We start from the raw sequence: 22856 nt of genomic DNA on the forward strand, positions 1-22856 counted from the left end.
TCCGGCGGAGTTGGCAGGTCTGGCTGCTGCTCACTCTGCTGCCACAATGGTCCGATGGGCAGAGCCAAACCGACTGCGTCCGAGGGGTCCATATCGGCCGGGTCCGACTTCCTGCACCTGACCGTCACCGACGCGGCGCCGGGCGGGCGCGCCGACTGGCTGACCGACCGGCTGCGGCAGGCCATCGCCGAAAGGCGGGTGCCGGTCGGTGACCGGCTGCCCCCGACCCGGGTGCTCGCCGCCGACCTCGGTGTCTCCCGGGGCGTGGTCACCGAGGCGTACCAGCGCCTGACCGAGGAGGGGCACATAGCCGGTCGGGGCCGGGCCGGCACTGTGGTCGTCGCCGCGCCGGCCGCGCCCACACCCACAGCTGCCGCCGCGCCGGCACCGGCCGCGACCTTCCCGCCGGCACCGGGCACCGACATCTTCGACGCGGTACGCGCGGCGCACGCGACCATCGACCTGACGCCCGGCGTACCCGATCTGGCCGCCTTCCCCCGCGCGGACTGGCTGCGCGCCGAACGGAGCGTGCTGCGCCGCGTCGCCGCGGCCGACCTCGGCTACGGCGACCCCTGTGGCACGCCCGCGCTGCGACAGGCCGTCGCCGCCTGGCTGGCCCGCAACCGCGGCATCAGCGTCGACCCCGCCGAGGTGATCATCGTGGCCGGCGTCTCCCAGGCGCTCGGGCTGCTCGCCCAGGCGCTCACCGCCGCTGGCGTCGACCGGATCGCCGTCGAGGACCCGGGCTCGCTCGGGGTGCGCCAGCACCTGAACAACTGGCGGATGGACACCCCGCCGATCAGCGTCGACGACGCCGGGCTGCGGGTCGACGAGTTGACCGCCAGCGGCGTACCGGCCGTGATGCTCACCCCCGCGCACCAGTTCCCGACCGGCGTGGTGCTCGACGGTGACCGCCGCCGCCAGCTCGTCGCCTGGGCGCGAGCCGGCGGTCTGATCATCGAGGACGACTACGACGCCGAGCACCGCTACGACCGCCCTCCGGTGCCGGCGCTGCGTGGTCTGCTGCCCGAGCAGGTCTGCTACGCCGGCAGCGTCTCCAAACTGCTCGCCCCCGCCCTGCGGGTCGGTTGGCTGCTCGTGCCGGCGCGGCTGCGCGAGGCCGTGGTGGCCGCCAAGCGCAACGCCGACCTGGGCAACGCCGTGCTACCGCAACTGGTGCTGGCGGAGCTGATGACCTCGGGCGCCTTCGAGCGGCATCTGCGGCTGCTGCGTCGGCGACACATCCGCCGGCGGGACGCCATGATCGCCGCGCTGGCCCGCGTGTTGCCATCGGCGACGGTGCACGGCGCCGCCGCCGGCCTGCATCTGATGATCACGCTGGACGACGGCGTGGTCGACACCGAGCTGGCGGCGGCGACGCTGGCGCGCGGGGTGAAGGTGCAACCGCTGTCCTGGCACTGCCAGCGGCCGTACCGGCCCGGCCTGGTGCTCGGCTACGCGGCCCGGACACCCACCGAGATCGAGGACGGCGTCGCCGCTGTCGCCGCCGCGCTCGGCTCCGGCTAGGACCGTCCGGTCCAACGTGCTCCCCGGCGTATCCTTCGCCCGTGGGACTGCGGTTCGAGACGCGCGGGTCCGACTCGCCATGGGTCGACACCGTGTGGACCTGCACGAGCGAGCAGGTCACCACGATGACGTCCGTGGCAGGGGTGCGTTGGGGCCTGGTGTTCTGGGAGCAGGCTGGCCGGCCGTACGCGAGCGTCACCGGTCCCGAGACCCGGACCGGCACGGCGCCGGTGCCGGAGGGCGCGACCTTCACCGGCATCGAGTTCGCCGTGGGCACCTCGCTGCGGGCCGTGCCCACCCCGACGCTGGTCGACGGCGGCATCGAGCTCCCCGACACCGGGCGCCGGACGTTCCGGCTGGACGGCACGCGCTGGGAGACGCCCGGCCCCGACGACGCCGAGGCCCTGGTCGACAGCCTCGTCCGGGCCGGGACCGTGGTCCGGGATCCGCTCGTCGCCGAGCTGCTGCGGGGCCACCGTCCGGCGGTCTCGGGGCGTACCGTCGAACGCCGGTTCCGCGCCGCGACTGGACTGACGCGCGGCGCGGTCCGGCAGATCGAGCGGGCCCGCGCGGCGGCGGAGCTGCTGGCTACCGGCGACCCGGCCGCCGACGTGGTCGCCAAGCTCGACTACTTCGACGAGCCGCACCTGGCCCGGGCACTGCGCTCCTACCTCGGACGCACCGTCCGGCAGCTACGCGAGGGCACCGGCGGCGCCATCGCCCTCGACCTGGATCAGCGCTTGACGTCGTAGATGACCTTGAGGATCCCGTTCGAGTAGCTCTCCGACTCCCGCAGCGTCAGCATGTGCTTGTCGCGGTCGGCCCGGCCGAACAGGCTCTTGCCGGCACCGAGCAGCACGGGGAAGACGAGCAGGTTGTACTGGTCGATCAGCCCCTCATCGGAGAGCCGCCGGGCCAGCTCCGCGCTCCCGTGGATGAAGATCGCTCCGCCCTCGCCCTGCTTGAGCGCGGCGACGTCCCCGGTCGAGCGCAGAATCGTCGTCGGCCCCCACCCGTCGACGAGCGCGTCGTCGGACAGCGAGCTCGACACCACGTACTTGGGCAGCTCCTTGTAGCTGGCGTGGTCCTCCGAACCGGGCCAGACCGGCGCGAACGCCTCGTAGCTGCGACGGCCGAACATCAGCGCCGTCGTGTCAACGAGCTCCTCCCCCTTCAGCGACCAGGCCTCCGGGACGAACTCGAGGTCCTTGAACACCCAACCGCCGCTGCGGTGCTCCTCACCCGGCCCGCCGCCGGGCGAGTCCACGACGCCGTCGAGCGACATGAAACCGGTGTAGACCAGGTCGCGCATTGTGTTGTCTCCTCATGCTCGGATCGCGGCTGCCGGGTCCACGCTAGATCGTTGTCGCGCCGTTGTCTTGGACGGAAACGACAGCGGGTGGTGCCGTGATCGGGCCCCGGGCCCACCGGGCGGATGAACCAGCTCAGCCCAGGAACAGCTGGACGAGGACCAGCCCGGCGAGCAGCGCCTGCCCCCGTGACCCCTGACGCATCAGGTCGACCGGAATCATCCCGAACGGCGTGTTGACCGTCGCGCCGCCGTAGTTGATCGGCGGGCGGGTGCCGGCCCGGAACGCGGCGGCCACCACCCCCAGCGCCAGCGTCGGCGCCAGCCAGGCCGGCCCCGGGTCGACGGACGGCAGGGTCAGCAACCACCACAGGCCCGCACCGACGGCCGGCACCACCACGTGGATCCCGCGCAGCAGGTTGTCGCTGCCACCGAGCGCCCGGCGCAGGCCGGGAGATCTGCTGACCGACCGCAGACCGCCGGTCAGCCGGTTGGCGGCGAGGTACGCGAACACCACCTGCGCGGCACCGGCCAACCCGGGCAGGGCGAGCGCGGTAGCGTACTGCACCCCGATCAGCGCCGCCCAGATCAGCACGGCACTCGGGTGGCGGCGCAACCGGCGTACGTCGGCCTGGAGCAGCGCCCACCAGCCGGGGCCGGGCCGGAACCGGCGGCTGTGAACCCGGCCGATCCGGCGCCAGCGGCGGCTCTCCACCAGGCCGGCGAGCAGGCTCGGGTCCAGCAGGATCGTGGCCGTGGCGGCGGCGTTGGCGAACTGCGCGCCGGTGGTCAGGGTGGCCCGGTCGACCCGGGGCAGCGCGCGTACCGCGAGGATCATGCCCAGGCCCGCGAGGGGCAACGCGGCGGCGAACAACGCGACGGTCGGCGTTGTCGCCGGCCGGGGCAGCCCGTCTCCGAGGCGACCGACGAGCACCACCAGGGCGGTGATTACGGCCGCCGCCACCATCGGCACCGCCCCGACCAGTGTCGGCCAGCGTCGCCCCGACCGGCTGCCCTGGGCGACGACGCTGAGCGCCAGCGCGGCCGCGCCCCAGCCCGCGCCGGCCGCCGCCGCCCAGCCCAGGGCGGACGGTTCGGTGACCCCACCGAGCGCCGCCACGGCCACTCCGAGCGCCGCGGTGCCGGCCGCCGCGCCCACCATCAGCAGGACGAAGCGCGGCGCCAGCCAGGCCCGCCGGTCGATGGGCGCGCTGGTCGCCCAGCTCTGCGTGGCCGGGGTGACCAGCAGCGGGCCGAGCGCGCGCAGACCGCGCCAGGCGAGCCCCGCGCCGGCCAGCAGCGCGGCGACCGCCAGCCACCACCGCACGCCCGGCTCGGCCTGCCCCACCGTGGGGGAGTCCAGCAGGTCGCGGCTGGCGCTGATCGCGAACCAGCCGTACATGCCCACGAACAGGACCATCACGTACGCGTCGCCGAGCACGTCGCCGAGGGAATGGTCGTGGTGCCGGCTGCGGGCCTTGCGCAGGTGCGTCCGCACCTGTCGGGCGGTCGGCACCCCGGCCGGCGTGTCGGCGATAGTGGCCGGCGCGGCGGTCACTTGCCGATCTCGATGCGCTCGTCCACCACCGCGTCGATCAGCTCCGGGTCGTGCGAGGCCAGCAGCACGGCCGTGCCCGCCGCCCGTTCCCGGAGTAGTCGGTCGGCGAGCCACTGACGCCCGCGGACGTCCAGCCGCTGCTCGGGCTCATCCAGGATCAGCACCCGGCGTGGCCGGACGAAACAGGACGCCAGCGCCAGCCGGCGGCGCTGCCCGCTGGACAGTGTCACCGGCAGTTGGTCGCGGGCCGGCTCCAGACCCAGCTCGGCGAGGACCTCCTCGACCGGCTCGGCGTCACCCCCGTGGGCGTACGCGACCAACTCCAGGTGCTCGACCACCGACAGGTCGGGGAAGAAGTCGATGTCGTCCAGGGCGGCCGCCACCAGCGCCCGCACCTGAGGATCGGTCTCGTCGGCCCGGCGGCCCTGCACCAGCACCTCACCCGCGTCGGGCCGGTCGGCGCCCACGACACAGCGCAGCAGTGTGGTCTTGCCGCTGCCATTGGGGCCCAGCACCACAGCGATCCGGCCCGCCGGGAGCGTGAAGCTCACCTCGTCGAGCACGACCAGGTTGCCGAAGTTGCGACTGAGTCCCCGTACCGAGAGCGCGTCCACGATCACAGAGTCTCCCAGAGCCGTGCCACCGACCAACCCGAGCGACCTACGTCACCCGGCTGTCGGCGTCGTCCTCCAGTCGGGCGTCGGCGGCGGCCAACCCCTGGGCGTCGGTGACCTCCTCGGCCACCGCCGCCGCGTCCGCCCAGTGCCGCCGCGCCTCGGCCCGGTCGCCCAGCGCGGCGCAGGCGTCACCCAGGTAGAGCAGGGTGCGCGCCAGCCCGGCGGTCGGCTGGGTCTCCTCGCGCAGCCGGCGGCTCTCGGCCAGCAGCTCGTACGCCGTCCGCGCCTGCCCCGGGGTGCTGCTCAGCAGCGTCGCCCCGGCGTTGAGCAGTGCCGTCGCCCGGCTGGTCGGGTCGTTGACCGACTCGTACTCGCGCAGTGCGGCCCGCCACGCCTGGGCGGCGTCCAGGTGCTCGCCGAGCGCCGCGTGCACCAGCACCAGGTTGGTCAGCGCCGCGGCGTACCCGCGCGCGTCGCCCACCGACCGGAACGTGTTGGCCGCCCGCACCAGGTGGTGGTGCGCGGTGTCCGGTTCGCCCCGGGCCAGCTGGGCCGCGCCCAGACCCAGCTCGGTGAGGGCGTGCCCGGCCCGGTCGGCGCCGGAGCGGTGTCGGCGGGACATCTCCAGGTGCTCCACCGCGTCGTCGAGCTGCCCCAGGTCGAGCAGGGCCAGGCCGAGGTTCATCCGCGCCTGGGCGTTGCCCCGCCGCCCCCGCTCGTTGACCGCGAGGGTGAGCGCGGCGGCCGCCCCCTGCGGGTCGTGCCGGCGTCGACGCAGCACCCCCAGCTCGTTGTGCGCCCACCCGGCGATCTCCGGGCGGTCGTCGGCTGTCGGGGTGGCCAGCACGGTGCGGCAGACCTGCTCCCACTCGTCGAGCCGCTCGGCGTACGCCAGCCACCCGCACAGCGCCACGGCCAGCCGGAACCACCATCGGCGGACCCGGCGGGGCAGCGTCTCCTTCGCGCCGGCCGGCACCCGCACCACCGCCAGCAGCAGCTCCTGGTGCAGGTCGAACCACCCGTACGGGTCGTCGTCCAGCGGCAGCGACCACTCCCGGTCGGGTGGGGAGCCGAGCACCGCCAGGTTGGCCGCGTGCCGTTCGGCCCGGCGGGCCAGGTGCCGGGTCAGCCGGGCCTGCGCGGCGACCCGGGCCCGGGCCGGATCCGCGTCCCGCAGGTGCAGTCGGGCGCTGCCGGCCAGCAGGGGGCGGATCTCGTACCGGTCGCCGGGTGCGCCGACCACGAACGCGGCGGCGGCCAACCGGTCGAGCAGTGCGGTCACCAGCTCGGGGTGCCGCCCGGCCAGCGCGGCGATGGTGGGCCGGTCCACCGGGGCGGGGACCAGCGACATCAGCCGGTACAACCGGCGGGCCTGGCGGGGCAACACCCGGTACGCGATGTCCCGTTCGGTGACCAGGCGGGCCGCCGGTGAGACGGCGAGCCGCTGGTGCGGTGGTGTCTGCACCGCGCGGCGCAGCGCGTCCAGCACGTCGGAGTGCCGCCAGCCGTGTTGAGCGGTGCGGTAACCGAGCGCGCGGACGGTACGCGGTTGCCGCCCGCACAGGTCGACGATCTCGCGTACCGCCGGGTCGGTGCGCGGGTCGGCGCGACGGACCCGGGCGGCGGGAGCGGCCCCGCCCGCCGTCGCGAACAGCTCCACGGCCTCGGACGTGCCCGGTTCGGCGATCCAGTGCGCGACCACACCCTCCAGACCGACCAGCGCCGGACCGCCGGCGAGCAGCAGGCGGCAGGTGCGCGCGGTGGGCGGCAACAGTGGCCGGACCTGGTCGGGGCGGTCGACGTTGTCCAGCACCAGCAGGATCTTGCGACCGTCGAGCTGACCGCGCAGCGCGTCCGCGGCCGCGGCGAGCGCGTCCGGCCGGCCGGAGGTCGGCGGGGCGGTGCCCAGGATCCGGGCCAGCGCGGTGAGCACCTGCCGGGCCGAGCGGGGTCGGCCGCGCCGCCGCAGGTCCAGGTAGTACTGCCCGTCGGGGAAATCCTCCCGGCACTGGTTGGCGGCCTGCACGGCGCACGCGGAGGTGCCCACCGCGCGCCGGCCCAGGACCGCCACCGCGTGCTCCCGGGTGAGCAGACCGACCAGCGCGTCGACGTGCTCGTCGCGACCGGTGAACTCGGCCGTGTAGGGCAGGTTGGGTGCCCCGGTGGCCGGGGTGGTGAGCACCTCCGTCGGCTCGGGGCCGACCTCCCGGCCGGCCCGGCGGCGGCGCACCTCGTACACCACGTAACCCACCACGCCGCTGGAGGCCAGGACGATGGTCACCGGCCCGAGCACGCTGGCCGCCAGCTCGGAGAGGAGATTGCCGGCCAGGTTGCTGGCAACGTTGGCGAGGATGCTGCCGACCACGCCGCCGATCGCGATCAGCGCCGGCCAGCGCGAGCCGCCGCGCGAACCACCCGGCCCGGTCACCGCACGCCCCCGGAGACGAGCCCGGCGACCAGGTGCCGCCGGGAGAGGACCACCAGCACCACCGGCAGCACCGAGGCGAGCACCGAGCTGGCGGCCAGCGCGCCACTGTTGCTCACGAAACTGCGGGTCTGCTCGGCCAGGAACGGCCCGAGCGGCGACGACCCCGGCCCACCGAACAGCCGACCCACCACCAGGTCGTTCCAGACCTGGACGAACTCCAGCACGGAGACCGCCACCACCGCCGACAGGTTGTGCCGGGCCAACCGGCGCAGGGTGTGCCACCACCGGCGCCCGCCCAGTCGGGCGTCTCGGACCTGCTCGACCGGCAGGTCGGCGAACGCGTTGCGCAGCACCAGCACCGCGAACGGCACGCCCAGCGCGATGTGCACCAGGGCCAGGCCCTGGGCCGTGCCGGAGGAGAGCACCAGGCCCAGCACCTCGTTGACCGGCCCGGCGATGACCTGGATCGGCACGACGCTGGCCGCCAGCAGCAGCAGCCCGGTGCCCTGCGCGGCCGGCCCGGTCAACCAGGCCAACGGGTACGCGGCCAGCAGCGCGACCACCAGCACCGTGGCGGTCACCGCGGTGGCCAACAGCAGGGTGAAGCCCAGCGTGCGCCACAGCTCGGTGCCGGTGACCAGGTTGCGGTAGGACTCGCCATTCGGCGGCGCCGACCACCAGCCGCGCGCGGCGGCGTCCACCCGGCCGTGCGCCGACGTGGCGACCAGCACCGCCAGCGGCACCAGCCAGGCGATCGCGGCACCTGCCGCGAGCAGCCGGAAGACCCGCCGGGGCGGGGCGACCGGAGCGGGCTCCGGTGCTGCCTCGACGCGCGGCGGGGGCCAGGCCTGCCGGACGAAGAGCGCGGCCACCATGATCCCGCCGATCACCGCCACCAGCCACACCACGCCGAGCGCGGCGCCGTCGCCGGTGGTGGTGCCCCCGGACGTCTGCCAGATCCGCAGCGCCAGCACCGAGGCCTCGTCGCGGACCGAACCGGGGGTCATCACCAGGATGAGGTCGAACGTGCGGCTGGTGCCGACCGCCACCAACGCGAAGACCACAGCGGTCGTCCGCAGCAGCAGTGGCCGCCACTGCGCGTCCCACAGCACATGGCGACGCTTACCGCCGTAGGCGCGGACCGCGTCGGCGAGGCTCGGTGGCACCGCGTCGAGCGCGGACCGGAAGACCAGCACCGCCAACCCGACCCAGGCCCAGACGAACGCCGACATCAACGCGACGGTGACCATCCCCGGCCCGAGCAACTGCGGCGCGTCCTCCACCGAGCGGCCGGTCAGCCGGGTCGCGACCAGGGTGGCCAGCCCTCGGCTCGGGTCCGGGTCGTACATCAGCCGGAAGGTGACCCCGGTGACGACCAGCGGCAACGCCACCGGCACCAGGAGGATCAGCCGGACCAGGCCGCCCTCCTGCGAGCGGCGGGACGCGGCGGCGAGCAGATAGCCCAGGGCCGTCACCACCGCGGGCACGAGCAGGGCCCAGAGGACCGTCCGGCCGACCACCGCGCCGGTGCCCGGGGCGGCGAGCGCGGTCCGGAAGTGCGCCGCGCCGACCCAGCGACCGTCGGTGGTGACGCTGGCGTGCATGGTCCGCAGCACCGGCCACAGCACCAGCCCGCCGAGCAGCACCGCGGCCGGCAGCAGCAGGGCCGACGTGGCCCCCGCCGCCGGATAGGCCCGACCCCGTCGGGCCGGACCGACGTCGTCGAGGACCGCCAGCTCGCCGAGGACCCGCACCTGGCTCATCGGCCGCCCCCCGCGCTGCGGGCCGCCGCGGCGAGCAGGCCGGTGGCCCGGCGGATCGCCTCGCTGGCGCGGACCCCGTCGGTGACGTCGGCGAAGAAGCCCTGCATGATTCGCCAGATGCCGACCCCGTCCGAGCCGGTGAACGCGCCGGCCAACTGGTCGGAGAGGTCGAAACGCAGGGTGCGGGGTGTCCGCATCTCCGCGGCGAGACCCTGGCCGACGCGGTCCCGGTAGCTGCCGATCGCGACGTTGGTGTTGGGCGAGAGGTAGCCGCCGGCGCGCAGCCACGGCTGGAACGAGTCGGCCCTGGTGAGCCACTCGACCAGCTCGACCCCACCCCGGGCGTCGGCGAACGCCACGGCCGCGTCCCCGCCGACGATCAGGGGGCCGCCGCCCGGCTGGGCGCCCGGGAACCGGAACGTGACCGGTGCCTCCGGGCCGTGCTGGAACGGGTCGGCCACGTCGGCGGTGAAGTCGGCCCCGACGAGCATCACCGCCCGCTTCGTGTGCACCACCTGGATCACCGACTCCTCGTACTGGGTGAGCAGGGCACGACGGCCGCCACCGACGAACGCTCCGTTGATGCTCCAGAGCCCGGCGAGCCGGTCCAGCGCGTCGCGCACCGGTCCGCCCTGCCAGTCGGCGTCCTGCCGGGCCAGGGCGTTGTAGCTCTCGGGTGCCATGTCGGCCAGCACGTTCTCGAACCAGTCGGTGAGCACCCAGCCGTCCGCGGCGCCGATGGCCAGGGGCGCCGGCCCGCCGTCGCGCCGGGCGAGCGCGCCGAGCTCCTGGGTCCGCCGGACCAGCGCGTCCCAGTTGGCCGGCTGCACCGGCAGCATCGAGGGCAGGTGCCAGACCAGCGACTTGTGCGCCGCCTTGACCCAGACGCCGTAGCGCTGGCCCTCGGCCGTCAGCAGCTCACCCAACCCGGCGGGTACGGCGTACTCGGTGGACGCGCGCACCGGGCTCAGCCAACCGCGCTGGGCGTACTCGGTGACCAGACCGGGGCGCGGCAGGATCGCCACGTCCGGGCTGGTGCCGGCGAGGTGTCGGGCGCGCAGGAACGCGTCGATGTCGTTGCCGGCGCTGACCACCTGCACCGGGGCGGGGTAGCCGGCGACGACCTCGCGGAACCGGTCCAGCTCGCTGGTGCTCCAGACCACCGCGACCTGCACCGACCGGGTCCCGCCGGAGCAGCCGGCGGCCAGCGCGGTGGCGCCCGCGGCGGCGGCGCGCAGCAGCGTACGACGACTCACGCCGGCGGCCGGCCTCATCGGGTCGCCTCGCTCGGCTCGGTGACCAGCTCGTGCCGCACCGGTATCTCGGCCAGGGTGGCCGGGTCGGCGGTGCAGACCAGCACCGCCACCCCGGGGGCGTCCGGCGGCGAGAGGCGGGGCATCAGGTCACCGAGACGGCTGTCGCCCGCCGAACCGGCCGGCAGGTCGACCACCAGCACCTCGGGCAGGCAGGCCGCCGCTCGGGCGAGCGCCACCCGGAACCGCTGGGCGGCGGAGATCTGGTGTGGCAGCAGGGCCAGGGAGAGCCCCAACTCGAGCCGGTCGACCACTGTGGCCGTCCAGTCGTTTGCCACCTCGTGCACCCGTTCGCGTTTGCGCTGGCCGTACTCGATGTTGCGCCGCACGGTGAGCTGCGGCAGCAGCGCGCCACCGGCGGGCACGTAGCCGATCTGCCGGCGGGGCGGCGGCAGGCCGGTGACGTCCCGGTCGCCGACGAGGACGCGACCGGTCACCGGCGGGGCCAGCCCGGCCAGCACCCGGGCGACCGCCGTGCCGAACCGGGGCGGCGCCACCAGGGCGGCGAGCGTGCCGGCGGGAACGTCGAGGGTCACCGGCCCGGTGCCGGGGACGGCGACCAGTGCGCGTAGCCGTAACGTGGCGCTCACCTCCGGTGACCATTGATGACCGTCCCAGGGTGGCACACCGTGCCGACAATCGACGTCCCCGACCCTTCCACTGTGGAGAAGGTCGGAGCTGTTCAGGCGGGGGAGTAGAGCACGGCGAGCCCGGCCGCCGTGGCGGCCAGCCGTTCGCGCAGCGCCACCGGGGCCAGCACCTCGACGTCGGCCCCGAGGCGCAGCAGCTCACCGTGGGCATGGGTGAGCGACTCGATCGGCAACACCGCGCTCACCCAGCCCCGCGCGTCCGGTGGCCCGGCGCTGGTGTCCATCGCGGTCACCACCGGATCGCTGCCGATCTCGCGCAGCCGCTCCCGCCCCGTGGGGGAGAGCCGGACGTGGGCATCGTCGCGGTGCAGCCGGGCCCGGAACTGCACCACGTGCGCCCGCCACCAGGACGGCAGGTCGAAGTCGGCGGGTCGGTGGAACTCCTGCGCCAGCGGGGTCAACGCGAGGATCTGGTTGACCCGGTAGGTCGCCGGCGCGCCCCGGCCGGGCTGGTCGGCCACCACATACCAACGGCCGCCCTTGAGTACCAGGCCGTACGGCTCCAGGACCCGGGTCACCTCGCCGTTCCAGCCGCGGTAGCGCACCTCGACGCGGTGCTGCCGCCAGACCGCCTCGGCCGTGCGGGCCAACTCGGGGGAGGCGTCGCCGTCGGCGTACCACCCGGGAGTGTCCAGGTGGAAGCGTTGTTGCAGCCGGGTCGCCCGATCGCGCAGCGGCGCGGGGAGCGCGGCGTGCAGCTTCAGTTGCAGCGCCGCCACCACGTCGCCGTAGCCCAACTCGTCGGCGGGGCCGGGCAGCCCGGCGAGGAACAGCCGGTCGGCCTCCTCGGCGGTCAGCCCGGTCAGTCGGGTCCGCCAGCCGTCGACCAGTTGGTAGCCGCCGGCGTGCCCGGCCTCGCCGTAGAGCGGGATGCCCGCGGCGTGCAGCGACTCGACGTCCCGGTAGATGGTGCGGGGGGAGACGGCCAACCGCTCGGCGAGCTGCGCGGCGGTCAACCGCCCGTGCGACTGGAGCAGCAGCAGGACGGAGAGAAGTCGAGAAGCTCGCACTTCACTGACACTAGTTGTCAGGGGACCGCTCGTAGGGTCCCGGCATGGCATTTCGCGACAAGGAACTACGAACGCCCGGACCGGTGCTCGTGAACGGCCGGCAGCTCAAGCGCTACCACATCGACCAGCCGGAACGGCCTGTCGAACCGGAGGTGGAAAAGGCCGCATACGACCTGCTGACCGCGCTGCTGGCCGACGCCGTCGACGACGGCACCCCCGCCGCCGGGTGGGTGGTGCTGCACCGGGGCGCGGACACCGGCGCCTACCTGCTGGCGTACACCTGGGTGTGGGACAACGCGGTGGAGGTCCGTGTCGCCGCGGCCGGACAGCCGGCGCTGGACTGTCCGGACACCGACCCGACCCACTTCGTCGAGGTACGTCGACCCGCCGTCGGCTGCGTCTGGGAGTTGGCGGTGCTGGAGCACGAGCGGGCGGCCTGGGTTCGGCACATGCTTGCGCCGGAGGCGCCCAACCTGACTGGATATCTGGACGACACGCGAGCGGAAGGGCCGGTGGGCCGCTGATGGGCGACTTCGACTTCTTTGTGGGCACCTGGAACGTGGTCAACCGGCGGCTGCGCAAGCGGCTGGTTGGCTCGGACGAGTGGGAGGAGTTCCCGGGGGTGTCGGTGGCGCACGGCTTCTTCGCCGGTGGCGGTCACTTCGACGAGATCACGTTCCCGACCAAGGGCTCCGCTGGTGCCACTGTCCGGATCTTCGACCCGGCTCGCGAGGAGTGGTCGATCTACTGGATGAGCAGCGTCGACGGGGTGCTGGGACTGCCCCCGATGGTGGGCCGCTTCGTCGACGGGGTGGGCCGCTTCTACGCCGACGACCAACACGAGGGGCGGCCGGTCCGGTGCCGGTTCATCTGGTCGGAGATCAGCGCGACCACCGCCCGCTGGGAGCAGGCGTTCTCGGTCGACGGCGAGCAGACCTGGGAGACCAACTGGATCATGACGTTCACCCGAGCGTCCGACTAGGGGTTGTCGCGTAGTTTCCGGCCAAACGGGTGCGGTGTTAGGGTCCGATCACCGCCCCGGATGGAGGAACGCGATGGCCTCCGACCACGTCGACGTGCTGATCATCGGCGCCGGCCTGTCCGGTGTCGGCGCCGCCTGCCACCTTCGTCGTGACTGCCCCGACAAGACGTACGCGGTGCTGGAGGCGCGTGACGCCATCGGCGGCACCTGGGACCTGTTCCGCTACCCGGGCATCCGCTCCGACTCGGACATGTTCACCCTCGGCTACTCGTTCAAGCCGTGGACCGCGCCGAAGGCCATCGCCGACGGCACGACCATCCGGGAGTACGTGCGGGAGACCGCCCGGGAGTACGACGTGCCGCGCCACATCCGCTTCCGCCACCGGGTGCTGCGCGCCGAGTGGGACAGCGACACCGCCCGCTGGACGGTGCACGCCCAGCGCACCGACACCGCCGAAATCGTGGTGCTGACCTGCTCGTTCCTCTTCGCCTGCGCCGGCTACTACCGCTACGACGAGGGTTACACCCCGCCCCTGCCCGGTGTCGACGCGTACACCGGGCGGCTGGTGCACCCGCAGCACTGGCCCGACGACCTCGACCACACCGGCAAGCGGGTGGTGGTGATCGGCAGCGGCGCCACAGCGGTCACCCTGGTGCCGGCGATGGCCCAGCGGGCCGCGCACGTGACCATGCTCCAGCGCTCACCGACGTACATTCTGGCGTTGCCCGCCCATGACCGGCTGGCCGACGCGTTGCGGCGTTGGCTGCCGGCGAAGGCCGCGTATCCGGTGGTGCGTTGGAAGAACGTGCTGCTGTCCACCGTCAACTTCCAGCTCAGCCGGCGTGCGCCCGGCCTGGTGAAGCGGGTGCTGCGCCGGGCCGCGCGGGGCCGGCTCCCGGTGGGGTACAACGTCGACCGTCACTTCTCGCCGCGCTACGACCCCTGGGACCAGCGGCTCTGTGTGGCACCCGACGGCGACCTGTTCACGGCCGTGCGCGACGGCACCGCGTCGGTGGTCACCGACACCATCGACACCTTCACCGCGACCGGTGTCCGGCTGACCTCCGGCGCGGCGGTGCCCGCCGACATCGTGGTCACCGCGACCGGGCTCAACCTGCTCGCCCTCGGTGGCCTGACGCTGCGGGTGGACGGCGTCGACGTCGACCTGCCGAGGACCGTGGCCTACAAGGGCATGATGCTCTCCGGCGTGCCGAACTTCGCGCTGACACTCGGCTACACCAACGCGTCGTGGACGCTCAAGGCCGACCTGGTCGCCGGGTACGTCTGCCGACTGCTGCGGCACCTCGATCGCACCGGCCAGCACGTCGTCACCCCGCTCCCACCGCCCGACGCCGAGCGGGTGCCGCTGATCGACCTGCGCTCCGGCTACGTGCTGCGCGCCGTCGACACGCTGCCCAGGCAGGGCGCGACCGCGCCGTGGCGGCTGCACCAGAACTACGCCCGCGACGTGCTGCTGATGCGGCACGGCCGGCTCACCGACGAGGGTGTGCGGTTCTCGCGCGTCGGCGAGGTGACAGTGCCCGACCGCACCCGACGTCCCGTCGCGTCCGAGCGTCGGTAACCGCCAGCAGAGGAGCAGGATCGTGCAGAGGTTCGACTTCGCCGGCGCGACCGCGGTGGTCACCGGGGCAGCCAGTGGCATCGGTGCCGCGCTGGCCCACGCGTTGGCCCGCCGAGGCAGCGATCTGGTCCTGCTGGACCGCGACGCCGAGCGGCTGGACGCGGTCACCGCCGCGATCCGCGCCGACCACCCGGATCGTCAGCTCGCCACGTACCTGGTGGACCTCGCCGACCAGACCGCCACCGCCCAGGTGGCCGCCGAGATCGGCCAGCGGCACCCCCGGGTACGCCTGCTGATCAACAATGCCGGCGTGGGCCTCGGCGGTCGGTTCGACCAGGTGACGTTCGACGAGTTCAGCTGGGTGATCGACGTCAACTTCCGGGCCGTGGCACAGCTGACCCATGCCCTGCTGCCCAACCTCCGGGCCGAGCAGGGCGCGCACCTGGTCAACATCTCCAGCCTGTTCGGGCTGATCGCGCCGGCCGGGCAGACCGCGTACGCGGCGAGCAAGTTCGCCGTACGCGGCTTCACCGAGGCCCTGCGCCACGAGCTGGTCGACGACGGCATCGGGGTGACCTCGGTGCACCCCGGCGGCATCCGCACCCGGATCACCGAGAACGCCCGGATCGGCAGTGGCGTCTCCCACGACGAGTACGCGGCCGGCCGGGCGCAGTTCGAGAAGCTGCTGACCATCGCGCCGGAGCGGGCCGCCGAGGTGATCCTGCGTGGCGTCGAACGGCGACGGGGCCGAGTGTTGATCGGCTGGTCGGCGAAGCTGCCCGACCTGCTGGCCCGGGTCATGCCGGCCTCGTACAACCGGCTCCTGGTCACCGGCCTGAACCGGGGTGTGGCCCGCCCGGCGCCGCCCGCTGCCGGCGTTCCCGCGCAACGCCCCGCCGACACCCTCGCCGACCCGGCCCGCGAGGTGGCCTGAGCGGTTCAGGCCGGGTCGGCCACCGTCGCGCTCGGGCCCACGTCACGGCGGCGCAACAGGATGGTCAACGCCACGAGGGCGACCAGCAGCGCCGCCACCGCGTACACCGGTGCCGGACCGAGCGGTGCGAGCAGTGCCAGCAGCGCCACGACCGGGAAGGCGACGACCACCGCGCCATGCTGCTGCCGACGTACGTGCAGCACCCAGACCGTGAGCAGGAAGACGGCGATCGGCACGGCCACCGCGTACCCGGCGATCCTTCCCGAAATGTGCGCGAGGTGCCGCTCGTGGTCCACCGAAACGCTCAGACCCGCGCCGACCGCAGCGACCGCCGCGAAGATCAGGTAGTGGCCGTAGCCCCACACCAGCGTGTACGGCATCCGGTCGGGCGCGTCGATGGGCCGGTCGAAGTAGAGCCACCACAGGGCGAACACGATCACGGTGGCCGCCGCCGCCAGCGACCAGAGGCGGCGGTCGCCGGCGTCCACTCCGGTCTGGATGGCCACCGACGTGGCCAGCACCACGTCACCGAGCACGATCAGGGTGAACAGCCCATACCGTTCCGTGATGTGTCGCGGATGCCAGGGGGTCATGCCCGGGCGCTCGGCCACCGCCGGCACCAGCAGGTCGGCCACGATCAGCAGCAGCAACGCCGCGGTCCCCCAGCCCTGCGGCAGGGCCAGCCGCAGCAGCCAGCCGAGCTGGACGACGGTGACGCCGATCGCGTAGCGCCGGGCCGCCGGGCGGTGCGCCGGGTCACCGGCGGCGGCCCGGCACCACTGCACGACGAGCGCGATCCGCATCACCACGTAGCCGTACGTGATGACGCTGAAATCGCCGTCGGTGAACGCCCGGGGCACTCCGGCGGCGATGATCAACGCCCCGGCTATCTGCACCAGCGTCGCGATCCGGTAGAGGTCGTCGTCGGTGTCGTAGGCCGAGGCGAACCAGGTGAAGTTCATCCACGACCACCAGATCGCGAAGAAGACCAGGAGGTACCTGGTCAGCGCGTGGCCGATCTGGTCCTCGGAGACGGCGTGGTGCAGGTTGGCGGCGGCCTGCGCCACAGCCACCACGAAACACAGGTCGAAGAAGAGTTCCAGCGGCGTGGCCGCGCGGTGCGGCTCGTCACGACGACGTGGCCGCATCGGCCGGTAGAACGGCCGCACCGACCGAGGCTGGGTCACCGCAGCTCCTCAGGCCGCCCGCGCCGGTTCAGCCGCGCCGACGGCCGTGGGTCAGCCCCTCCAGCACCAGGGTCAGCCCCGCGCCGACCAGCCAGACGTCCTTGGCCAGCCCCGCGCCCTGCTGGGTCGGGCGGATGCTGCCGGGTTCGCGCATCCCCGGCGTCTTCAGGTACAGCTGCACCAGGCCCGCGCCGAACGCGGTCAGGCCGAGCCCGACCAGGGGCGCCGGGACGAACGGCGCGATCAGCGCGGCCCCCAGGGCGATTTCCGAGTACGACAGCAGCTTGGCGAAGCGCGCCGGCTCCAGCTGCCCGAGCTGCGGCATGGCGGCGACCGCCATCCCGTGCAAGCCCTCCGCGGCGGTCCCCTCCAGGGTGCGCTTGCCCAGACCCGAGTTGAGGAAGTACGCGCCGATGCTGACCCGTAGCGGCAGGTGCGCAAATTTCATTGTCACTCCCGTTGGCCGTGGTCGAATGCGGCCCGCGTACCCCGGACCGCCCGCGATAACCCGCCGGGCCGGCTGGGCTGGCCGTGGTGGTCGCGGTAGGTTCGCCGGGGGCCCACCGCCGAGCCCGTGGCACACCCGCGCACCCCGGCACCCGGTCCCGCCGCAGACCACCAGCAGGAGGCGAAGTGAGCCAGGAAGTCCGGGGAGTCATCTCCCGCAGCAAGGGCGCGCCGGTCGAGGTCACCACCATCGTGGTGCCCGATCCCGGGCCCGGTGAGGCGATCGTCCGGATTCAGTCGTGCGGCGTCTGCCACACCGACCTGCACTACCGCGAGGGTGGCATCAACGACGACTACCCGTTCCTGCTCGGTCACGAGGCGGCGGGCATCGTGGAGCAGGTCGGCGAGGGCGTCACCGACGTCGCCCCGGGCGACTTCGTGGTACTCAACTGGCGCGCGGTCTGCGGCGTGTGCCGCGCCTGCCGCCGGGGCCGGCCCTGGTACTGCTTCAACACCCACAACGCCACCCAGCGGATGACCCTCACCGACGGCACCGAACTCACCCCGGCGCTGGGCATCGGGGCATTCGCCGAGAAGACCCTGGTGCACGCCGGGCAGTGCACGAAGGTGGACCCGGCGGCCCGACCCGCCGCCGTGGGTCTGCTCGGCTGCGGGGTGATGGCCGGGCTGGGCGCGGCGATGAACACCGGAAACGTCACCCGGGGCGACTCGGTCGCGGTGATCGGCTGCGGCGGCGTCGGAGACGCGGCGGTCGCCGGCGCGGCCCTCGCCGGCGCCACCACGATCGTCGCCGTGGACACCGACAGCCGCAAACTCGACTGGGCCCGCAAGTTCGGCGCCACGCACACCGTGAACGCCTCCGAGACCGACCCGGTCGAGGCGATCCGTGCCGCCACCGGTGGCTTCGGCGCCGACGTGGTGATCGACGCGGTGGGCCGACCGGAGACGTGGAAGCAGGCGTTCTACGCCCGCGACCTGGCCGGCACTGTGGTGCTGGTCGGCGTACCGACCCCGCAGATGCAGATCGAGCTGCCGCTGCTGGACGTCTTCGGACGTGGCGGCGCCCTCAAGTCCAGCTGGTACGGCGACTGCCTGCCCAGCCGGGACTTCCCGATGCTCACCGAGCTGTACCTACAGGGCCGGCTCGACCTGGATGCGTTCGTCACCGAGGAGATCGCACTCGACCAGGTCGAGAACGCCTTCGACCGGATGCACCACGGCGACGTGCTCCGCTCGGTGGTGGTGTTCCCGTGACCGCCCGCGTCGACCACGCGGTCACCTCGGGCACGTTCTCCCTGGACGGGCAGACGTTCGACGTGGACAACAACGTCTGGGTGATCGGTGACGACCGCGAGTGCGTCGTCCTGGACGCGCCGCACGACGTGGCGGCGATCCTCGCCCTGGTGGGCGACCGGCAGGTCCGGGCGATCCTGGCCACCCACGCCCACGACGATCACGTCCGGGTAGCACCCGAGCTGGCCGAGGCCACCGGCGCACCGGTGCTGCTGCACGCCGCCGACCGGGTTCTCTGGGACATGGTCCACCCGCACCTGCCGCCCAACGGAGAACTGCACGACGGGCAGAGCATCGAGGTGGGCGGCACCACGCTGCGGGTGCTGCACACCCCCGGGCACAGCCCCGGGGCGTGCAGCTTCCACGCGCCGGAGCTGGGCGCGGTGTTCACCGGCGACACGCTCTTCGCCGGTGGGCCGGGCGCGACGGGCCGCTCGTACAGCGACTTCGACACCATCGTCCGGTCGATCCGCACCCGCCTGCTGACCCTTCCCGCGGAGACGGTCGTGCACACCGGCCACGGCGACGACACGACGATCGGCACGGAGGCCCCGCACCTGCAGGAGTGGCTGGACCGCGGCCACTGACTGCGGGCGGCGGCTTGGTTGGGCTGGCGGGTCGGCCCGCTGGCGCGTGGTCGACGGGCTCAACGTTCGTCGGCCGCGCCCAGCACCGGTTTGACGTCCAGGATCGGGGTGCCGTCGAGGGCCTCCAGGTCGGCCACCTCGACGCGTAGCCCGTCCACCGCCAGGACCCGCACCCGGTGCAGCCCGATCGGGTTGGGCCGGTGCGGGGAGCGGGTGCTGAACACCCCGGTCTCCGGCCGGTCTTCGTCGCCGCGTGGGTGCACCGCGAGCACGTCGCGCCGGGCGCGGTCCAACCAGGTCAGCACCAGCAGCTCCATGCCGACCCGCAGCTCACGCAGGGCCCGCTCGACCTGCGGGTCGAAGACCAGCCACGCCGGCGGCGCGCCCTCGTCGCCCTGCCGTGGCGCGCTCGCCGCGTCGGTCAGCGACGAGGCGACCCGGCCGACCGGGCGCAGCAGGTACGCGTCATCGCTCACTGCATCCACCATCCTCGCTCCCTCCTGGACGGTCCCAACCTAGCCCGCCGCGACGCTAGGATCCCCGGTCATGGCCGCCGACTCGCCCGTCCCCTCCGACTCGCCCGCTCCCGTCGTCCGTCAGTTGCGCCTCGTGGTGGAGGCCGCCGACCACGAGGCCGCCGTCGCGTTCTTCCGCGACGCGCTGGGCCTGCCGGAGGAGGCGGCGTTCAGCGGGGAGGGGGATGCGCGGGTGGTGATCCTGGACGCCGGCCGCGCCACTCTGGAGATCGCCAACCCCGCGCAGAAACGCCTGATCGACGAGGTCGAGGTGGGTCGGCAGGTCGCGCCGCGCATCCGGGTGGCCTTCGAGGTGGACGACACGGAGGCGACGACCGCCCGACTGGTGGCCGCCGGGGCGAGCGAGATCGCGCCGCCGACGCGTACGCCGTGGCAGTCGCTCAACTCCCGCCTCGACGCCCCCGCCGACCTGCAGATCACCATCTTCCAGGAACTCATCACGCCGGACGGGGCTGTCGGAACGCGGGACGCGGAGTCCGAAGGTGACGGCGACCACTGAGTCGGGCGGTGGGCGGACCGGGGCCCCATCTCACCCTCCGTGCTGGCCTAGACGCCCACGCACGGTAGCGACAAACCGCTAACCGCCTGCCCTCCCCATCACCTTGCATGGCGGCTGTCTGGCCTGATGTCGACCGAGCCCCCATGTCCGACTCTGCGCCGTGACCGGGACCGCACCGAGCCAGCCCTCCGCCATTTCCGGAATGCCCGACACGTGAACCCGGTTGTGTCCCCCGTACCGCCGGAGCCCAAACCCTTTCCGCGGTCATCTCCCGAGGAGTGTTCACCCCGGAGCGCTTCGCACGATCGAAAGGGCAACCATCGTGAAGGCCGACTTCACTCGATGGCTCCCCGCCATCGCTAAGGACTCGTACCGCAAGACCGCGCTGAGCGTGGCGGGTGTGGCAGCCCTCGGCGGTCTGGCGCTCGCGCCGACCGCAGCCGCCGCACCGGTCACCTCCGGACCGCACCAGGGCGCCGTCGCCGCCATCGACCTCGCCACCGGCAAGGCCGCCACCTCGGCACACCAGGATGAGCAGCCCGTCGAGTCGGGCCTGACCACCGGCTCCGCCACCGGTAAGCCGCCGGCCGGCAAGCCGAGCCGGGCCCAGCTGATCCCGCACGGCATCGAGGGCGCACAGTCGCGCGTACCGCTCGACGACGCGCAGCTCGCCAACGCCCGGGCCATCGTCGACGCCGCCAAGAAGACCGGCGTCGGTGACCGGGGCGCGGTGATCGGCGTCGCCACCTCGCTGCAGGAGTCGAAGCTGTACAACCTCGGCCACCTCGGCGCGTACAACGACCACGACTCGCAGGGCCTGTTCCAGCAGCGTCCGTCGTCCGGTTGGGGCACGCCCGACCAGATCACCGACCCGGAGTACGCCGCCACGGCGTTCTTCACCGCACTCAAGAACGTCGGTGGCTGGCAGGACCTGCCGCTGACCACCGCTGCGCAGACCGTGCAGGTCTCCGCCTTCCCGTACGCGTACGCGCAGTGGGAGGAGCAGGCGGCGGACATCGTCCAGCAGATCTGGTGACACCCGCACACGAGGCCGGCCGGCTCCCATCGACGGGAGCCGGCCGGTTCTTCGTGTGCGCCTACCTCAGCAGGCCGGGTAGAGGCGGCGGGTGCCCACCCCGGCCGCGTACGCGTCCCGGTCGCTGAACCGGCAGCCGTAGTCGGGTCGGGCCACCACCGCCGGGTCGGTCACGGTGTCGCCGGCCGGGCGCTTGCCGGTGCGTACCCAGGACACCAGGTCGTCCCAGGCGGCGCCGGCCTCCGCCGGGGTGAACTCGCAGTGCTGCGTGGCCCGGATCGCCCGCTGAACCACCAGCCTGCTGCGACCGTTCCGCGCCACGTCCGTGGCGTACGCCTGCTCCATGCTGAACGGTACGAACAGGTCGCCTAGGCCGTGCAGGCTGAGCACCGGCGCGGTCGGGCGGCCGGCGATCCGCGGCACCTCGGTCAGCGTCGGCAGGAGCCGCTGCCACACGTTCTCCGGTGCGACCCGCTGCACTGTCGCGTTGACGTTGACCGGGCTGTTCGGGGTGTAGCGGGTGAGCAGGTTGGTGGACAGCTGACCGGGCCGCTGGGCGGGGGAGTTGCCGCTCCCGGTGGGCACGCTGATCGAGAAGAGGAAGTCCTTCCAGACCGCGAACGCCGCATCCGCGCCCGGACGTGGCCCGCCGGAACGGTTCACCGTGATCGCCCGCAGCTGCTTGCCCCGGTCCGTGGTGGTGTCCGGCCCGGTGGGGGTCAGCCCGGCCAGGCCGAGCGCCACCTGGATGCGGGGCACCGCGTTGGTCAGATAGTCAGCCGGCGTGGGGTAGGCCGGCACCCCGGCGAGCGTCTGCGCGACCAGGTTGTAGTCCAGGTAGAAGTCGAGCAGCGTCTGGTCACCGAGCACCCCGCACATCGGCAACGCGCCGTCGTAGAAGCCGGGGTACTGCTCCAGCGAACGACCGATGACGTACCCACCCATCGACACACCGGAGACGTAGGTGTGCTGCGGCCGACGGACCGTCCGCCCGAAGTAGTCGGCGAGATCCTTCGTCCCCAGCACGCCGGAGCGAATGTCGAAGCCGTTCCGGTCGTACGAGGACGACGCCCACGCGTACCCCTGCTCCAGCAGGCGCTGGCGCAGCCCGAACCCCGGCGGTTCCGGCGAGAGCACAGTGCCCTGGCCGCGGTAGCCGTGCGCCCACAACACCAGGTCGCCGTTCCACCGGGCGGGGACCTCGATGATGTACCCGGCATGGCGGTGCACGCCCTGGCGTACCGTCGTCGACTTGCCGCCCACGACCAGCGGGGCCAACGGCGGATTCTCGATGGTGTAGCCGGGCAGCGGCTCGCCGCCCCTTGCGCCGCGACCGGTGGCGCTGGCCGGCGCGGTACCGGCCAGCCCGACCGCGAGGGTCAGCGTCGCGGCGGCGGCGAGCAGCCTGCGGAGGGTACGAACGGGTGTGGACAGCATCGATGCTCCCCATCGGACGGTTGTCGCCCGGGGGCGACCAGCGGGACGGTTGCCTACCGGCCGGTAGCGTCCTGAACCTAGAACCGCCGTCGACCAGTGTCAATGGGTTCGCTGATCGGTCGGTCAACACGACTGTTCGG

At 73.4% G+C, this 22856-nt stretch carries 22 protein-coding genes; 10 read left to right on the plus strand and 12 right to left on the minus strand.

The window, feature by feature from the left end:
- Positions 1-54 precede the first annotated feature (54 nt).
- Both ACQRWP_RS08500 and ACQRWP_RS08505 read left to right on the plus strand, forming a co-directional pair.
- Entirely contained in the window at positions 55-1527 is a 1473-nt protein-coding gene (locus tag ACQRWP_RS08500; protein ID WP_430501590.1) for a PLP-dependent aminotransferase family protein, read from the plus strand.
- 41 nt (positions 1528-1568) lie between these two features.
- Positions 1569-2279, plus strand: a complete 711-nt coding sequence (locus ACQRWP_RS08505; protein ID WP_430501591.1) for a helix-turn-helix domain-containing protein — start codon at positions 1569-1571, stop codon at positions 2277-2279.
- On the opposite strand, the gene ACQRWP_RS08510 is transcribed toward ACQRWP_RS08505, so the two are convergent.
- The 8 genes from ACQRWP_RS08510 to ACQRWP_RS08545 form a co-directional block, all read right to left on the minus strand.
- The gene (locus ACQRWP_RS08510) at positions 2261-2839 is read right to left on the minus strand and encodes a dihydrofolate reductase family protein (RefSeq protein WP_430501592.1); all 579 of its coding nucleotides are present in this window, start codon (positions 2837-2839) and stop codon (positions 2261-2263) included. The two genes, ACQRWP_RS08505 and ACQRWP_RS08510, sit on opposite strands and share 19 nt — an antisense overlap.
- A gap of 133 nt (positions 2840-2972) precedes the next feature.
- Positions 2973-4394, minus strand: a complete 1422-nt coding sequence (locus ACQRWP_RS08515) for a DUF6297 family protein (RefSeq protein ID WP_430501593.1) — start codon at positions 4392-4394, stop codon at positions 2973-2975.
- The gene (locus tag ACQRWP_RS08520) at positions 4391-5014 is read right to left on the minus strand and encodes an ABC transporter ATP-binding protein (protein WP_112602474.1); all 624 of its coding nucleotides are present in this window, start codon (positions 5012-5014) and stop codon (positions 4391-4393) included. The genes ACQRWP_RS08515 and ACQRWP_RS08520 overlap by 4 nt, the downstream gene beginning before the upstream one ends.
- Before the next feature lie 40 nt (positions 5015-5054).
- A complete protein-coding gene (locus tag ACQRWP_RS08525; protein WP_430501594.1) occupies positions 5055-7439 on the minus strand; it encodes a hypothetical protein in 2385 nt (794 codons plus the stop codon).
- On the minus strand, positions 7436-9202 hold the full coding sequence (locus ACQRWP_RS08530) for a hypothetical protein (protein WP_430501595.1): 1767 nt from the start codon (positions 9200-9202) through the stop codon (positions 7436-7438). Before ACQRWP_RS08530 ends, ACQRWP_RS08525 begins: the two co-directional genes overlap by 4 nt.
- The gene (locus ACQRWP_RS08535; protein ID WP_430501596.1) at positions 9199-10476 is read right to left on the minus strand and encodes an extracellular solute-binding protein; all 1278 of its coding nucleotides are present in this window, start codon (positions 10474-10476) and stop codon (positions 9199-9201) included. Before ACQRWP_RS08535 ends, ACQRWP_RS08530 begins: the two co-directional genes overlap by 4 nt.
- The gene (locus ACQRWP_RS08540; RefSeq protein ID WP_430501597.1) at positions 10473-11105 is read right to left on the minus strand and encodes an ATP-binding cassette domain-containing protein; all 633 of its coding nucleotides are present in this window, start codon (positions 11103-11105) and stop codon (positions 10473-10475) included. Before ACQRWP_RS08540 ends, ACQRWP_RS08535 begins: the two co-directional genes overlap by 4 nt.
- Before the next feature lie 92 nt (positions 11106-11197).
- The gene (locus ACQRWP_RS08545) at positions 11198-12175 is read right to left on the minus strand and encodes a helix-turn-helix transcriptional regulator (RefSeq protein WP_430501598.1); all 978 of its coding nucleotides are present in this window, start codon (positions 12173-12175) and stop codon (positions 11198-11200) included.
- A 44-nt stretch (positions 12176-12219) separates the two neighbouring features.
- Between ACQRWP_RS08545 and ACQRWP_RS08550 the strand changes: the two genes are divergently transcribed.
- From ACQRWP_RS08550 to ACQRWP_RS08565, 4 genes are all read left to right on the plus strand, one after another.
- Complete coding sequence (locus ACQRWP_RS08550) at positions 12220-12699, plus strand: hypothetical protein (protein ID WP_430501599.1); 480 nt, start codon at positions 12220-12222, stop codon at positions 12697-12699.
- Positions 12699-13157, plus strand: coding sequence for a hypothetical protein (locus tag ACQRWP_RS08555; RefSeq protein ID WP_430501600.1), 459 nt, complete (start codon positions 12699-12701; stop codon positions 13155-13157). Before ACQRWP_RS08550 ends, ACQRWP_RS08555 begins: the two co-directional genes overlap by 1 nt.
- Before the next feature lie 73 nt (positions 13158-13230).
- On the plus strand, positions 13231-14739 hold the full coding sequence (locus ACQRWP_RS08560) for a flavin-containing monooxygenase (protein ID WP_430501601.1): 1509 nt from the start codon (positions 13231-13233) through the stop codon (positions 14737-14739).
- A 22-nt stretch (positions 14740-14761) separates the two neighbouring features.
- Complete coding sequence (locus ACQRWP_RS08565) at positions 14762-15673, plus strand: SDR family NAD(P)-dependent oxidoreductase (RefSeq protein ID WP_430501602.1); 912 nt, start codon at positions 14762-14764, stop codon at positions 15671-15673.
- A 5-nt stretch (positions 15674-15678) separates the two neighbouring features.
- Here the strand turns inward: ACQRWP_RS08565 and ACQRWP_RS08570 are convergent, their stop codons facing one another.
- On the minus strand, positions 15679-16860 hold the full coding sequence (locus ACQRWP_RS08570; RefSeq protein WP_430501603.1) for a low temperature requirement protein A: 1182 nt from the start codon (positions 16858-16860) through the stop codon (positions 15679-15681).
- Positions 16861-16888: 28 nt separating this feature from the next.
- Entirely contained in the window at positions 16889-17308 is a 420-nt protein-coding gene (locus ACQRWP_RS08575) for a hypothetical protein (RefSeq protein WP_354946842.1), read from the minus strand.
- A 185-nt stretch (positions 17309-17493) separates the two neighbouring features.
- Here ACQRWP_RS08575 and ACQRWP_RS08580 point away from each other — a divergent pair, with 185 nt between their 5' ends.
- Positions 17494-18582: an S-(hydroxymethyl)mycothiol dehydrogenase gene (locus tag ACQRWP_RS08580; protein WP_430501604.1), complete on the plus strand. Its 1089-nt coding sequence runs from the start codon at positions 17494-17496 to the stop codon at positions 18580-18582.
- Positions 18579-19208: an MBL fold metallo-hydrolase gene (locus ACQRWP_RS08585; RefSeq protein ID WP_430501605.1), complete on the plus strand. Its 630-nt coding sequence runs from the start codon at positions 18579-18581 to the stop codon at positions 19206-19208. The genes ACQRWP_RS08580 and ACQRWP_RS08585 overlap by 4 nt, the downstream gene beginning before the upstream one ends.
- A gap of 59 nt (positions 19209-19267) precedes the next feature.
- Here the strand turns inward: ACQRWP_RS08585 and tsaA are convergent, their stop codons facing one another.
- Positions 19268-19696: a tRNA (N6-threonylcarbamoyladenosine(37)-N6)-methyltransferase TrmO gene (tsaA, locus tag ACQRWP_RS08590; protein WP_430501606.1), complete on the minus strand. Its 429-nt coding sequence runs from the start codon at positions 19694-19696 to the stop codon at positions 19268-19270.
- 58 nt (positions 19697-19754) lie between these two features.
- Here tsaA and ACQRWP_RS08595 point away from each other — a divergent pair, with 58 nt between their 5' ends.
- Complete coding sequence (locus ACQRWP_RS08595) at positions 19755-20243, plus strand: VOC family protein (RefSeq protein WP_430501607.1); 489 nt, start codon at positions 19755-19757, stop codon at positions 20241-20243.
- Positions 20244-20565: 322 nt separating this feature from the next.
- A complete protein-coding gene (locus tag ACQRWP_RS08600) occupies positions 20566-21279 on the plus strand; it encodes a hypothetical protein (RefSeq protein ID WP_430501608.1) in 714 nt (237 codons plus the stop codon).
- 66 nt (positions 21280-21345) lie between these two features.
- On the opposite strand, the gene ACQRWP_RS08605 is transcribed toward ACQRWP_RS08600, so the two are convergent.
- Positions 21346-22716: an alpha/beta hydrolase family protein gene (locus tag ACQRWP_RS08605; RefSeq protein WP_430501609.1), complete on the minus strand. Its 1371-nt coding sequence runs from the start codon at positions 22714-22716 to the stop codon at positions 21346-21348.
- Positions 22717-22856 lie beyond the last annotated feature (140 nt).

The sequence above is a fragment of the Micromonospora trifolii genome, assembly GCF_050516465.1.
Lineage (GTDB): Bacteria > Actinomycetota > Actinomycetes > Mycobacteriales > Micromonosporaceae > Micromonospora > Micromonospora trifolii.